Annotated in this window: 13 protein-coding genes and 1 pseudogene; 5 read left to right on the top strand and 9 right to left on the bottom strand. The window is 32.7% G+C overall.

Features of this window, described 5'->3' with window-relative positions; translation table 11 throughout:
- The first annotated feature begins 146 nt into the window (after window positions 1-146).
- Window positions 147-1,268, top strand: a complete 1,122-nt coding sequence (locus tag ACZZZT_RS13790; protein WP_463460800.1) for a cysteine desulfurase family protein — start codon at window positions 147-149, stop codon at window positions 1,266-1,268.
- Window positions 1,269-1,350: 82 nt separating this feature from the next.
- On the opposite strand, the gene ACZZZT_RS13785 is transcribed toward ACZZZT_RS13790, so the two are convergent.
- From ACZZZT_RS13785 to ACZZZT_RS13775, 3 genes are all read right to left on the bottom strand, one after another.
- The gene (locus tag ACZZZT_RS13785) at window positions 1,351-1,965 is read right to left on the bottom strand and encodes a nucleotidyltransferase family protein (RefSeq protein WP_463460799.1); all 615 of its coding nucleotides are present in this window, start codon (window positions 1,963-1,965) and stop codon (window positions 1,351-1,353) included.
- Window positions 1,955-3,079, bottom strand: coding sequence for an XdhC family protein (locus ACZZZT_RS13780; RefSeq protein ID WP_463460798.1), 1,125 nt, complete (start codon window positions 3,077-3,079; stop codon window positions 1,955-1,957). Before ACZZZT_RS13780 ends, ACZZZT_RS13785 begins: the two co-directional genes overlap by 11 nt.
- A 197-nt stretch (window positions 3,080-3,276) precedes the next feature.
- Window positions 3,277-3,744 (bottom strand): copper resistance protein NlpE, encoded by a 468-nt coding sequence (locus ACZZZT_RS13775; protein WP_463460797.1) that lies wholly within the window; start codon window positions 3,742-3,744, stop codon window positions 3,277-3,279.
- Between the two features lie 571 nt (window positions 3,745-4,315).
- Here ACZZZT_RS13775 and ACZZZT_RS13770 point away from each other — a divergent pair.
- Entirely contained in the window at window positions 4,316-4,741 is a 426-nt protein-coding gene (locus ACZZZT_RS13770) for a hypothetical protein (RefSeq protein WP_463460796.1), read from the top strand.
- 110 nt (window positions 4,742-4,851) lie between these two features.
- Window positions 4,852-5,169, top strand: coding sequence for a hypothetical protein (locus ACZZZT_RS13765; RefSeq protein WP_463460795.1), 318 nt, complete (start codon window positions 4,852-4,854; stop codon window positions 5,167-5,169).
- A gap of 260 nt (window positions 5,170-5,429) precedes the next feature.
- Here ACZZZT_RS13765 and ACZZZT_RS13760 read toward each other — a convergent pair whose 3' ends face one another.
- Entirely contained in the window at window positions 5,430-6,848 is a 1,419-nt protein-coding gene (locus tag ACZZZT_RS13760) for a thioredoxin-like domain-containing protein (protein WP_463460794.1), read from the bottom strand.
- 97 nt (window positions 6,849-6,945) lie between these two features.
- On the bottom strand, window positions 6,946-9,375 hold the full coding sequence (locus ACZZZT_RS13755) for a hypothetical protein (RefSeq protein WP_463460793.1): 2,430 nt from the start codon (window positions 9,373-9,375) through the stop codon (window positions 6,946-6,948).
- Between the two features lie 516 nt (window positions 9,376-9,891).
- Between ACZZZT_RS13755 and ACZZZT_RS13750 the strand changes: the two genes are divergently transcribed.
- Complete coding sequence (locus ACZZZT_RS13750) at window positions 9,892-10,869, top strand: AraC family transcriptional regulator (RefSeq protein ID WP_463460792.1); 978 nt, start codon at window positions 9,892-9,894, stop codon at window positions 10,867-10,869.
- A gap of 149 nt (window positions 10,870-11,018) precedes the next feature.
- Complete coding sequence (locus ACZZZT_RS13745; RefSeq protein WP_463460791.1) at window positions 11,019-11,351, top strand: YegP family protein; 333 nt, start codon at window positions 11,019-11,021, stop codon at window positions 11,349-11,351.
- Between the two features lie 93 nt (window positions 11,352-11,444).
- On the opposite strand, the gene ACZZZT_RS13740 is transcribed toward ACZZZT_RS13745, so the two are convergent.
- From ACZZZT_RS13740 to ACZZZT_RS13725, 4 genes and pseudogenes are all read right to left on the bottom strand, one after another.
- The gene (locus ACZZZT_RS13740; protein ID WP_073398316.1) at window positions 11,445-11,831 is read right to left on the bottom strand and encodes a helix-turn-helix transcriptional regulator; all 387 of its coding nucleotides are present in this window, start codon (window positions 11,829-11,831) and stop codon (window positions 11,445-11,447) included.
- Between the two features lie 201 nt (window positions 11,832-12,032).
- Window positions 12,033-12,224 (bottom strand): hypothetical protein, encoded by a 192-nt coding sequence (locus ACZZZT_RS13735; RefSeq protein ID WP_463460790.1) that lies wholly within the window; start codon window positions 12,222-12,224, stop codon window positions 12,033-12,035.
- Between the two features lie 637 nt (window positions 12,225-12,861).
- Window positions 12,862-13,761, bottom strand: coding sequence for a carbohydrate kinase family protein (locus ACZZZT_RS13730; protein WP_463460789.1), 900 nt, complete (start codon window positions 13,759-13,761; stop codon window positions 12,862-12,864).
- Window positions 13,762-14,012: 251 nt separating this feature from the next.
- Window positions 14,013-14,330, bottom strand: a pseudogene (locus ACZZZT_RS13725) (LutC/YkgG family protein); the annotation flags it as partial.
- Between the last annotated feature and the right edge of the window lie 178 nt (window positions 14,331-14,508).

Raw genomic sequence — 14,508 nt, 5'->3', positions numbered from 1 at the left:
TAGTAATTCTAACAAATTTAAGTATCCTTTGTGAGAAAAAATTACAAAATTCACATAATCCTGTTATTCAGAAAATTTCTAGATAAGGACTGTTTCCGTTAAATTTCAAAATCGTATTTTTACAATAATTAGACTAAATGCCACCCATGATTTACCTTGACAACAATGCAACTACCCGTTTAGATGATCGCGTATTAAATACTATGCTTCCGTACTTTACAGAAAATTATGCAAATGCAGGAAGCGCTCATCTTGCAGGATTAACCGTAAGTGAAGCTGTGGCCAATGCGGCATGGCAAACGGCAAATTTGATTGGTGCTAAAGAAGAAGAAATCATCTTTACATCGGGTGCAACCGAAGCTATAAATCTCGCTATTAAAGGTCTTGCTAATCAGTATCGTAAACATATTGTTACAATTGTAACAGAACACAAAGCCGTACTCAATACCTGCGAATTTATGGAAAGTATTGGGTTTGAAGTCACCTATTTACCGGTGGGTTCTGATGGCGTTTTAGATCTTAATGTTTTAAATGAATCAATTACAGATAAAACACTGATTGTCATAGTAATGACAACCAATAATGAAACTGGTGTAACTCAAAATATTGAAGCGATTTCTGAACTTGCTCACGCCAAAAATGCATTGATTATGTGTGATGCTACACAGGCAATTGGAAAAATTCCGGTTGATGTTGAAAAACTAAAAATTGATCTTTTGCCACTTTCTGCCCATAAATTTTATGGCCCAAAAGGTGTTGGTGCTTTGTACATTTCGGCGAAAGCCAAATTAAAATTATTGCCTCAGCTACACGGTGGGGAACAACAGCGAAAATTACGAAGCGGAACGTTAAATGTACCCGGAATTATTGGTTTAGGTAAAGCTAGTGAAATTGCTGTTAATGAATTAGAAAGAGATAAAAATAGAATTTCAAAATTAAGAGATAAACTTGAAAATGGCCTGCTAAATTTTGAAGGTTCATTTGTAAACGGAAATACTGAAAACCGAATTTACAATACTATCAATATTTGTTTTCCGGGTGTTATTTCCGAAACTTTAATTCTCGCTTTACAGGATATTTCTGTTTCTAATGGAGCTTCTTGTTCGGCAGTAACATCTAAACCTTCGCATGTTTTAAAAGCAATGGGGTTATCTGATGATGATGCTTTGAGTTCGATACGTTTTAGTTTGGGAAGATTTACTACTGAAACTGAAATTGATTTGGCTATCGAAAGGATTTTGGATTTGGCGAAAAAACTAAGAGTTTAGGTTTTGCCACGAAGGCACTAAGGCGCAATTTTTTTTCACCGATTAATCAACGACAAACTTTGAAAACAAAAAACTTCGTGCCTTAGCGCCTTCGTGGCAAATCTTCAAAAAGCTTCTCATAATCTTCTATTGTATCAATATCGATATTACCTTTTTCGAAAGGAACGGCAATGACATCATCATTAAAACGGTTGATTATTTTTTTTGCACCTTCATGACCTTCCAATTCTAAAAGTTCATCGAAGTATTTTTTATTAAAAAGAACGGGAGTTCCTAATGTTTGAGAATAAGCAGATGCTGCAATTCCTTTTTCGTTATTTTGATAATGATGAATTAAATCCTCAAAAATAGCAGTTGTTAAATAGGGCTGATCGCAAACGGCAAAAATACAGCTTTCACAATCCGGAGATAAAAGCAATAGTTCTTTAAGTCCTTTGGCGATTGAAGTTGACATACCTGCTTGCCAGTCTGAGTTAAAGCAAATTTTGATTTCATCACTATTAAGGCTTTTTTCTATTATTTCGTTATTTGATCCTGTTACCACGATAATAATTGAATCAGGAACTAATAAAGCTGCTGTAATTGTGTTTTTTAAGAGCGTTGAGTTCTTGTATTCCAGTAATTGTTTGGGCTGCCCTAATCTTGAAGAATTTCCTGCGGCCAGAATAACAATACCCGTTTTTAAATCATTCGACATAAGGCGCTGTGTTATGAATTTTTCCGGTTTTGTATTTGAGTGAAGTACCGGTTTTACCACTCATCATTGCTTTTATTTCGGCAACAATCGACAAGGCAATTTCTTCAGAAGTTTCGGCGCCAATATCAAGTCCAATTGGTCCATAAATGCGATTTAATTGCTCTTCGGTTACTTTTATTCCTTCACTCAACAAATCATCGAGCATGCGGTTTAATTTTGTTTTCGGTCCCAGAATTCCAATATAACGGCAATCGGTTTGCAAAAGCAATTTTAGCATTGCTAAATCGTATTTGTAATTATGCGTAATTAATACAAAATAAGTTTGATGGTCAATGTTTATATTTTCAAACACCTGTTCCGGTTTTCCAACCCATATTTGTTTTGCTTCCGGAAATCGTTTCCTGGTTGCATGTGTGGCGCGGCCTTCGGCTATTGTAATTTCCCAGCCTGCTATTTCAACCATTTTTACAAGTGGCTGCACATCGTTCCCGGCTCCAACAATAATAAGCGAAACCGGTGGCGCAATATATTCGATTAAGGCTTCGGCATTGCTGTTTTCATTTAGTTTTTTTAGGATCGTAATCTTATCTTCTAGAACCTTTTTTGCATCCGGAAGAAGTTCAAAAGCTATGTTATTAGAACATAAAGGATCTGAATTTTCTCTGTAAAACAATATAGTTCCGTCTTGTCTGGCCTGTTTTTGCAATGAAAATAAAGTGCCAATTACGGCAGGTTTTCTTTCTGCCTGCAATTGTTGTAAAAGCCGGATTGGATTATTTTCTAATGTTTCGTCGATATATTCAAAAAGAATATGAACAATTCCGTTGCAGCCTAATTGCAGTCCTACTTCAGCATCTTCATCGTTAGTGGTATTATATGTTATTAATTTATTTTGCTGCTGATGAATTGAGAGCAATGCTTTTCGAAGCGCATCGCCTTCTAAACAGCCACCACTTATGGCTCCTGTCAGCAGACCGTCTTCGGTAACGAGCATGCGCGCACCGGGTTGTCTGTACGACGAACCTTCTACCTTAACAACTGTGGCCAATGCAGTCTTTTTTCCTGTGGCTTTTGCCTCTGAATATGCTTTAAGAATTTCGCTAATTTCTTTCATAATGGTAAATGCCTTCTAACAAAAATAAGGGATTTAAATAATTTTTACCACAAAGTCTGCAAAGTTTTCTAAAGAAATAATCTCGCAATCCTAATCAAGATCAAAAGTGATATTTACCAAATAAACGAAACAAAAAAGAGTTAAAATGTCCAGGCGAACATTTTAACTCTTTTACTTCTTTGCTAATAATTATTTTGTTAATGAATAATCGTCAGTGAATAATTGAGGTCTGATTTAATTATTTTTCGATTATCCAATAAATAAATCTTTTCACGATTATTACTATAACTGCCGTAATAAATCTGTTGTGCTTGGGGTTTATCCCAATTTAGTACATAAATTGTTCCATCTGCATCATCTTCCAAACCTCTTTCGAGATTAAAATTACCTTTTTCTGTAAATTCTTTTTTGGGTACTTTTCCTTGGTAAGTACTTGATAATTCAAATTTATGACTTTCTATCGTTCCATCTCCTTCATAAATTTTCAAAACTGTTTCGATCCCTTCACAATCTGCACAAGGAATTACACCTTTATAAATTGCAGCCTGGTCCGAAACATTGCTGTTCACTTCAACTTTTTTCGTCTCTACAACTTTTTCACTTTTTTTAGAATTACACGCAAAAAATTGCGCTGTAACAACTAGTACCAATAATAATTTTTTCATGACTTTTTTTAAACAAAAGAAAGAATATTCTTAGTTTTACAATTTCATTTAACAAAACTTTATGGTTTAAAAAAATATAATTATACTAAATCAATTTTTAAAATTACTCCTAAATCTAAAAAAACATGTTTTCTAATGCTAATAAAAAACATAAATCAAAGCCCAATTTTGCCTTTTATCCTTTAATCTTTAGTATTTGTAATATAATTACTCAATGGAGATTTTTTCTTTCAGGCTTATAAACCTTTGACAAGCCCCTGACTGCTGTACTTTTTTATTCTTTTCTTTCTTGTATTCATCCTGAGATATTTGATAAAATGCGACTTTATACAAGCATTTTTTTTTACTGTTTTTAAGCCTTTTACCAATTCAATTCCAATAATCTTAATGCTAAATTTGGGATAGAATCCTGAGAAATATTTTTATTTTTTTGAAGCTGTATTACAAAATTTTAATTCGAAATCACATAAAATACTCAAAATATTGGTTTATAAAAATATCCAATAAACCTCTGTTCCCAGAATGCTTAATTCTTGTGTAAACCCAAATTAGTTTAACCAATACAAAACCGATGAAAAAAATCTCTTACTTTCATAGCCTGACTCCAGAATCGCAGGATCTATTTTTACGTAATATAAACGGAGAACTCATCAATAATAAAATAATTTCTATTCCTGAGACAATTGGTCACGGGCACTATTATTTTACTCCTGTAAAAAGCTACATATCTGCCATTTATATGGATTTTACAGCAAAAATCCCACTTAAAATACACAGATATAAATCCGATAATGAATTGTATATTTTTCACTTTGATTTAAGTGACGAAGCCAACTCAATTAGGGTTAATAAATCAAATTATAAAATAGGCTCCAATAAAGGCTCTGGTGTTCTTGTAATAGATAATCAGACCGATAGTTCTTTTCAGCCTGTTGTTGGCAAAAGAATAGTGGCTTTACGGCTCTTGGTTGATAAAGAGAAAATGGATTTTTTTTAAAGAACAGACCTATTGGTCGTCTTTCAAAATCGAAAATTATAACCTCGCAAAAATTCGTTTATTATTATAATCAAATAGACAGCAAAAGTATCCTTGCTTTAAGATCTATTATGAATAAATCTATTTTTGAACTCTCGTTTGATTCTTATTTAAAAGGTATTTCTTTAAAGTTACTGGCTAATTTTTTAAACAAACAAGAACATTTGGAAGAGGAAAAAACTATAATTAGTAAAACCGACAGCCAAAGGATCCTCAAAACAAAAAACTATATATTAAAGAATTTACACGAGCCGTTTCCTTCTGTTTTATTTTTGGCAAATATGGCCGGAATGTCTGTTACGAAATATAAAATACTGTTTAAAAAACATTTAGCAACAACTCCAAAAAAATATATGTTAAAGAAAAATTTTTACTTGCCAAAAAAATGATTGAAAGCGGTAAATATAGTTTGTTGTCTGAGGTAATGTATGAACTTAATTACTACAACTTAAATTACTTTAAAACCCAGTATACTATCTTTTTTAGAAAAAGTCCAACGAAATATTTTCCCAGAAACATAAAAAATAAAATAACCAATGATGAAAAATAAAAAAATAAAAAAAGAGTGCTTCAATTATAAAAGGAACCTCTTCAAAATATATTTTGAAGAGGTTCCTTTTTATGTAAATAACTTTTAAAAATCATTCTATCAGAACTGCTTCTTATTTTTACTGAAATAATTTACCAACTCTTTAAACTCTATATTTTTTAAAATTACATTTTTGTTTTCGTCAAGAACATAAATTGTTGGAAGGCTTTGTATCCAATATTTTTCCTGTAATTTATTCTCTTCATTTTTATCCCATAAATTGAGCCATCTGGGAGGATAGGTATTTTCTTTTACATATTTCTTCCATTCCTGTTCATTTTGATTGATATAAATTGCTGCGACTTCTCCATCTTTAGGCCCGTCTGTATAAAACCATCCTTTCATCTTCGGCATAATTTCCGTACAATGCGAGCACTCAGGATCATAGAAAAATAGAATAGTATATTTTGATTTCAAATCATGAAGTGCATATTTTACATCTTCTATATCTTTTAAAGCCAGATTTACTGCCTTTGTACCTACCTTGTTTTTTTCATGAATTAGAATTTGCTGTTCTATAGATTGTTTTTTCCAGTCTGGAACGAAAGTTTGTTCCTTTGCATTCTTTAAAATAGAAATTGCAACATTCTCGTTATTATTATGGTATCCCGTTGCATTAAAACTACCATAAAGTGCATCTGAAATAATCTGGTACATTACAGGATTTACAGCACTTTTGTCTAATAATTCTTTTACAGTAATAATTAATTCCGGATCATTTTTATCAAAAAAAGAAATATATTTTTTTGTTTTTGAAGGCAATAGTACGGTATTCAACAAAACATCATTTTTGAAATCAATGCCTTTCCAATAGTTGTCACGCAGGAATTGTGTTGTTTCTTTATAAATTGCAGCTGACGGATCGATCCTGTAATTGTCTAATATACTTCCCGGCATTGATGGCAGACTATTGGCGGTTATAATCGCACTCAAAAGTGTGTCCGGATATCTGTTTATTAAACTGTTTTCTAAATCATGTAATTTTTTCTGCGATTCTTTTATTTGGCCCTTTATCTTTTCTATTTCTGCAGCACTAGTATTGGCGGCTGTTCCTTTACTGTATAATTTTTGAATCTGGTCTTCGGTATTTCTTACTGATCCCAAATAAGCAGAATATATTCCGTTTATTGGGTTGTCCTTAAACAAAACGGTATTATATGACTCTAAGGAAATAGTTATTTTATCACTTTTATTCTTTTCAATCAGGAACTCTATAAGCCCATCATGAACTTCTTTTGGTGTTTCTAAAAAATATTGTCCCTGCAAAAATGGTGTTTTAGAAACTAACTCTAAACGTCCCTGCGTTTTAGCTGCAATTGTATCTCCTTTTGTTAAAGCACCATTTACAGAACGATAAAAAACACATTTATTGCCTTCCTTAAGCTGTTCGCTCTCTATTAGTATTGACGATTGTGCATTCAATAGTGATGGAAACACAATGGCTAACACGATTATTATAATGAATTGAAATATTCGCATAACTGTTTATATTGTTTATAATTACTTAAAATAGCAAGAAAGACCATTTGAATAAACAAATGATCTTTCTATACTTTAGTCTGGTATTTTTTGCAAATTATTTCACAAAATACTGCAATACATAGTTGTTACCTGTTCTAACCTGATTACCATCAGAGGCACAAATACTTTTACCATTCACACATTTTGAGAAATGGTCGTTTAACTGCGCTCCTCTGGCTGAACTATTGTCTCCATCAAAGTAACCCCATAAATTCACCCAAGTACTTGAGTTTGAAACACTAGGATTACCAAACCAGTCAATTCTCATAGCATCTGAACCAGTTTGAACTAACTCAAATCTGTGACCAGGTGCACCACTATAAGTTCCGTCACCTTTAGTACCTTGCGCACTTGCTGTCATCGTAAAAAGTATTCCTGCTATTTTTCCTTCTCCGGCAACTCCACGTTGAACGTATGAATCTTTTCTAGGATCACCTCCTGCAACTGTTACAAAAGTTACATAGTTTGCATTACCTCTTGCATCTGCAATATTTCCTTTTCCTGCATTTGATGCAACACGAAATTTAAACTCACCAGCACCCGGGTTTATGGCAAGCATATCTGCAGTTGGTATTCTGTATTCATCATATTCTACCACATCCCCCGTTTTATAACGGTATCCTGCTTTACCATAACTTCCTGAATTTGTGCTGTAATTAACATTTAAATTAGTCCTGCTTCCGTCAAATTCAATATATCTTATCCAAACATATTTATTCCAGTTTGTATCTTCAGAAAATGAGTAAATCAAAGTATACCCACCACCAGTCATATCACATAACGTTTTGTAACCTCCTGCGGCGCCAGCAACTCCAGGATTGGTTGGATTAATCCAGTACTCACCATCTTTGGCTGTATTTGAAGAGGCAATTAAAATGTCTTTACAGCTTTTAGCCGGATTGGCTGCTTCACCAGGACCAACTGAGATAGTTAAATTGATTGTTGTTACATCTCCACAGCTTCCTTTAATAACAAGAGGAATACTTCCTGATCTTTCAGGAATTCCAGTCGCATTAAATGTAACCATGATATCTTGTGTACCAGGTGCAGGAACTGTTCCTGAAGCTGTTAAAGTCATTCCTGATCCATCTGCCTGCAACGTATAAGGGCCTACAGAACTAGCCGGTAAAGTTATTGAGTATTGTGCCCCTGTTAAAGGCACATTTGCCTGCCACGTACCTATTTGATTTCCTGTAGCTGATGCAGTTGCTGCAAAACAACCAATAACTGCCTGAACGTTTACAGACACACTTGGACAAAGTGCCAATCCTGAAATAAGTTCCTTAAACTGATTGAACACAATAGTACCCACCATATCAGGAGTACCAGATGCCGGTATTTGTATGGTTTGCAATCCTGCTGCTTCAAAAATACCTGCAACTCTAAATGATAAACCATTTTTGGATTCTGTTTCGATTGAATAAGGTCCCGGTTTAGTAACATTTAAAGTTAACTCTATATAATCCAGAGACGTTGTCTCTTTACCAATAGAATAATTTCCTTTAACTTTTACATTATTAGCACAATCTACCACATCAAATCCAGCGTTAGCACTTGATACTGGTACGTTTATAGTACAGCTGTACGAAACACCGTCTTTGTCTAAAATGTCAAAAGGAATAATACCATCAGGGGCTTTCCATGTTGGTGTACCTGTTGGGCGTAAAGTAACTATTTGTTCTCCCGGATAAAGGAAAACTCCTGATGCGAAAAATGAAATTCCGTTATTGGTTGCTGTTTTAAAAGTATAATTACCAACCTTAGTAACATTTACTTTCAAAATAATCTGATCTTTAATTGATACAGGTTTACCTTCATTAAAATCACCGCTTACTACTGCTTCGCCACAACCTAAGTTTAATTCAGCATTATTTTCTGTTACTTCTACTGACATTGCACTACATACAGAGACACCTGACTGATCAAGCAAATTATAATTAAATGTTCCTGTTGCTGTAGGCGTACCAAAAGCCGGGATTTTAATAATTTGTGGTGTTGCACTTACTGTACTTATAATAGAGGAAAGGAAGAAACGAACGCCGTTTTGTGTTTCAGCCACAAAGGTATACGAACCTGCTTTTTTTACTATTACAGAAAGCTCCAGATATTCCTCATTTGTTACAGGAACATCTTTATAATACGTTCCTTTAATGCCACTTGATGCACAATTTGTTTCAAATTTAGCAATTAGTACCGGGTTACATTCTGTCCAGGCGTCACCTTTCCAGGATTGTAAACATTTTTCATCGGTATTGTAAACTGTTAGGCCATTATTAACTACATCAAGTGATGGCTGTAGGGCGTTAATTTGAATTTGAGTTAAACGCGGAGGCATGAAACCTTTTTTACCGTTTTGTGAAAGAATTTCTAAAGTTGCATTATCGTCTCCTTTTTGAGTACCACCAATGACAACGGGTTTAGTTACTTGTGCAAAGGTCTGCATTAAAGTAAATACCATTATTAATGTAAAAACTATTTTCTTCATTATTTTGTTTTTTATTATTATTTGTAGATAATCGCTTATTAGGTTTTCTGTTATTAAAATAAACCTAAATTATTTGTTGCAGGTTTGGTAGTCAGCGTATTTATACTGCCAGTATAAGCAGTTGACCGGGCAGAGCGATTTTCCTTTTGATTTCCTGTCCCGACCTGTGAGCAAAAGAAAAAATACCTAAGGAAAATAGCAATAAGAGTAGTTTATTATTCATTTAATTGTAAGATTAATATTATATTACAAATAGCCGAAAAAATATTTTTTTAATCATTGAATAAAAGCCGTAAAAACAACAATTTATTTTTTTATTTAAATTTTCTTACTCAAAATACCATCGATGCAAGCAGAACATTATTATCACATTCACAAGCAATTAGATAAAAAATAAATTTATTCTAAAAATATTGCTATTTAAAAGTAAAATTAAACCTACATTTATGAATACTTTTAATATAGACTATAGCTTACTTGTATGGACTGTAGTCTCATTTAAAGAATTTACTTTTAATGAAAACAATTAGCTTATCTTACAGTGCAGACTTAAATTGGACAGCAGCATTAGCCGAGCAGCTGGATGGCAAAATTGAAAAAAACAACATCATTTCTTGTGAATCTATTTCTACAGGAGATCGGTTTTTTATGAACATTCAAAAAGGGGTTGCAGTATATTATCATAATACGATTACGCATGTAGATATAAGAATGATTCAAAAAAACAATACTGATGATTTTATAGTTGTTTATTATATTTTGAGCGACCAATATTCAAAATTTTTAAGCAACGATTTTTCTCTGGATATTGGCAGATGGCACTATAATTTTTTAATTGTTGATAGTAAAGTAGAATCTACCTTCTATATAAAAGCCGGAACCAAAACAGTGGCTTTGTCCCTATTCATTAAAAAAAGTGTAATAGAAACATTTGCAAAAACCAATCATTGTTGGTTTCCTGATCTTGATAAAATGCTCAATCCACCGGAAAATCTAATTATCAGGCTTGACAGAATGAGTAATGAAAGTATTCAGGAAATAAATGATCTGCGCAAATTAAAAGTTGGCGGTTTAGTATTCGAACTGTACCTTAAGGCAACTGTGGAATTATTATTCTCTAATTATTTAAAAAAGGTGAGCACGAAAAGAACTATCATAGAAACTGATGATTCTGATTTTGCAAATATTGTTGCTGCTAAACTTTTTCTAATTAATAATATTGAAGAACATTTTCCGAGTATAAAAAGCATATCGAACATCGCTAATATGTCTGAATCTAAGTTTCAGCATTTATTTAAAAAAATAACAGGGAAAACGGTTAATAATTATTTCATGCATAATAAATTAATAAGAGCCAAAGAGCTTCTTGAAGAAAATGAATTAACGGTTTCTGAAATTTCAGACAGACTTCATTTTACCAATAGTTCTCATTTTGCTTCTACATTCAAAAAACATTTTGGCATTTTACCAAAACAATTTATCAAACAATTATAGCTGTTTTCAAGTTTTCAGCTTTGATTTTGCAGATTTAATACACTGAATATTATTAAATAATTATTTTTTTTAACAATATAATTTATATGATGAAGTTTTGTATTTTTATCCGGCAAAATAAAAATGTTACCTAACTTAAACCAATAATTATGGGAAAATTTGTGATTACAAAAAGAGCCAACGGAGAATTTCAATTCAATTTAAAAGCAGGGAATGGCCAGACTATTTTAACCAGCGAAGGTTACAGCACAAAAGCAGCGTGTACTAACGGAATTGAATCTGTAAAAACAAATTCGCAGGATGATGCCAGATTCGACAAAAAAGAATCAAGTAACGGAAAACCTTATTTTAACTTAAAGGCGTCAAACGGTCAGATTATTGGCGCAAGTGAAATGTATGAAAGTACATCTGCCAGAGATAACGGAATCGCGTCTGTAAAAACAAATGCTCCTGACGCTACTACAGACGATCAAACAGCATAATTCTAAAATATTTAAATAAACACGAATTTCACAAAACTAACACAGAAATTCGTGAAATTCGTGTTTAAAATAATTTATAATAAATAGTTGGTTTTATATAGGTCCGAATTTCTTTTTGTACCGATACAATTCTTCTTCTGTTTTTTTTAGAAGTTTTTCGAGAAGCTTTATTTTATCTTCGTAAAGCGTTTTCAGGGTTTCGTTGTTATCCTGATTAATGAGGATACTGCCGTTGTTATTTCCTTTTACATTATTAAAATTATTAAAGTACCTCTGACTGTCGAAACTAATGATATCTTCTACACTAACATCTAAAATACGGGCAATTTCAACCAATTTAATATAGGAAAGAACCGTTTTTCCTTTTTCAATTTTACTATAACCCGCCTGGGTGACACCTAGTTGATCTGCCATATATTCCTGAGTGTAATTTTTTAACTCTCTAATGCTTTTTATTTTGTTTTTTATTGAAGTGGCCATAAACTTTGTTTGGGGGGATGGTATAGCTATAACTGCAATGCGTATCTGAATTTGCTTCCAAATGTAGGTCAATGAAGCACTATTGATATGTTATTTTTTTTTAATGGTAATTATGAAACCGTATACTATTGCAACAGCCATAAATGCCCAATCGAAAGATGAAATTCCGAATAATGATTGATCCATTTTATTATCTTGGTTTTATGCTTCCTGCAAAATCTGATCAAATTTCAGACTAAGGTACTGGTCAATTTGTTTTCCTATTTTTGTTCGGTCTAATGCTTTTATTTTAATTTTGGTTTCTTTCTGATAAATGTCTTTTACGATAACATAATAATCAAATTCGATATTTTTAGGGAATCTTAAAATGATTAAAATAGTGTAACAGAGCAAAGTTGGAATAATGTAGTAGAGTTCGGCAAAATTCGAAAAAATAATAAAATAATAGGCAAAAGCGGTTACTATTAAAAAAGCAATGTTTTCAAGAAAATAGGATTTCTTTTTTTGAGCAATCCAAGCTCGACAATTTCATCAAAATTGTACTGCCAGTGCTCCGATCCGTAATAAAAACGGACTTGATCATGTGTGAGAGTAATAAACATAGTAATTGTGTTGTTTTAAAATAATAAGTATTCAATAACGAAATCTTAAATACAGTAGTGAAAAACCATTTTTATACTTGAAAATAGGTGTAAAAACGCTAAAAATGTTACGAAACATTCCGAATCACAATATTACGTATATTCTGCTTTTTTATTCTTACAAAAAGTATCATAGAATATAACTATACGTTGTAATTCAATCTTAATATCACTTTTTACTGATTTTTAATATAGTTAGATTGAGATTTTACTGATATAGTATTTTATCCTAAAATTGAATTCTAAACTCAAAATTATTGCCCAAAAAAAGGCCGTTTCTTTATATTAGAAACGGCCTTTTTTTATCAAAATTATTATTTTTTACTATTTTTTTTAATGCATTCGCCTAAAAATCATTTGTTTCATAAATTTATATTATCTAATAAAATTTATATTTTACCAATCATATTTTCGATTCGTGAAAACGATATTTCAGGATTTGCTCCCGCAGATTCTGCAACCAAAGCACCAACGGCACAAGCAAAATCAATCGAAGTCTGCGGATTTTTATCGGTAAGTAAATAAGTTATTAACGAAGCCAAAAACGAATCGCCTGCCCCAACTGTATCGGCAACTTTTACCGGATAACCTTCATTTTCATAAAGTTGTCCTTTCCAAAACAATAAAGCGCCATGTTTGCCTCTTGTTACGCAAATTGCTTTTGTGTGGGTAAGTTCTGCAATAAAATGAATATTTTCTTCAAGACTTTCAAAAGGTGATTGTAAAGCCTTGGCAATTTCGAGGATTTCTTCGTCATTAAACTTAATAAAATCTGCAGAAAGCATTAATCTTTCAAGTACTTCATACGTATAATGCGGTTTTCTTAAATTAACGTCAAATACTTTATAAATGTTCATTTGCAGCAAATCTTCCAGCGAATCTCTCGAAACTTTATCACGGCAAACCAAACTTCCATAAATTAAAACATCGGCATTAATAACCAGCGTTTCCGCCTGATTATTCAATACAATTTTATCCCACGCCGATGGATAATTGATTTCGTAAGTTGCAGAACCTCTTTCGTCTAAAGTTACCTTTACCAATCCTGTTGGAAAAGTTTCAGATTGCATAATAGCATCTGTCTGAAGTCCTAATTGTTTTACGTGGTTTAAAATTGCTTTTCCGTCTTCGTCATTTCCTACACAGCTTATCATCGCGACTTCACAGCCTAGTGTTTTCATTCGCAAAGCCACATTAAGCGGGGCTCCGCCTATCTTTTTCTTATCTTCAAAAACATCCCAAAGTACTTCTCCGTATGCTACTGCTTTAAGGCTTATATCGTTATTCATTCTTAACTTTTTTAATATTTATATGGAGGTTCAATATTATAAAGTTAAACTTTTATTTTTTGATGGGCTAAAGATCGTGGAATATACAAGTAAAAATAAGTCCCAGCTTGACGTTATATTTATAGAAACATAAAGATCTGTTATTTAAAAAGCTCCATCGGAGCGAGATATCTCGCTCCGATGGAGCTTTACTAAAGGGTTCGCAATTATTTTTGCTATAAATATCATGCTCCGCTGGAGCATTTATGCTATTACTCTAATAAAAAAACAATCAATCCCCTAGCCCCATGCGCTCCCAAAACCAAAGATTGTTCAATATCTGCTGTTTTTGAAGGTCCGGCGATAAAAGTTCCGAAACCATATTCCTGGTTTCCAATTCTTTCATACGCCTGATGCATTGTTGGGACAATGTCCCTTTTGTTTACGATAATCGCCAGATATTGTGCAATAAAAGGTGCCACACGCTGACCCAAAATATCATCGGTTACCCAAAGTGCGCTATTTTCGGCAACGCCAAAATGTGCTTTAATAATCGTTAATTCAACATTTTGCAACAAATGCGGATCTTCGTTTTTCCAATCTAAAACCGCAACTTCAGAAAGTTCAGGAACTGTGGTGATAATGCGCCTTTCGAGTGCATAATTTTGTTTTAAATAGGCTATTATTTCATTGTAATTAGCAACTTCAATAAAATCGCCACCAATGTTTTTTAAAACAGTTTTATAAGTATCCAAAACCTCAAATTGA

It is taken from the genome of Flavobacterium sp. AC274 (genome assembly GCF_979258275.1).
Note: the sequence above shows the minus strand (reverse complement) of the source record. Positions and strands in the feature narration are given on the sequence as shown.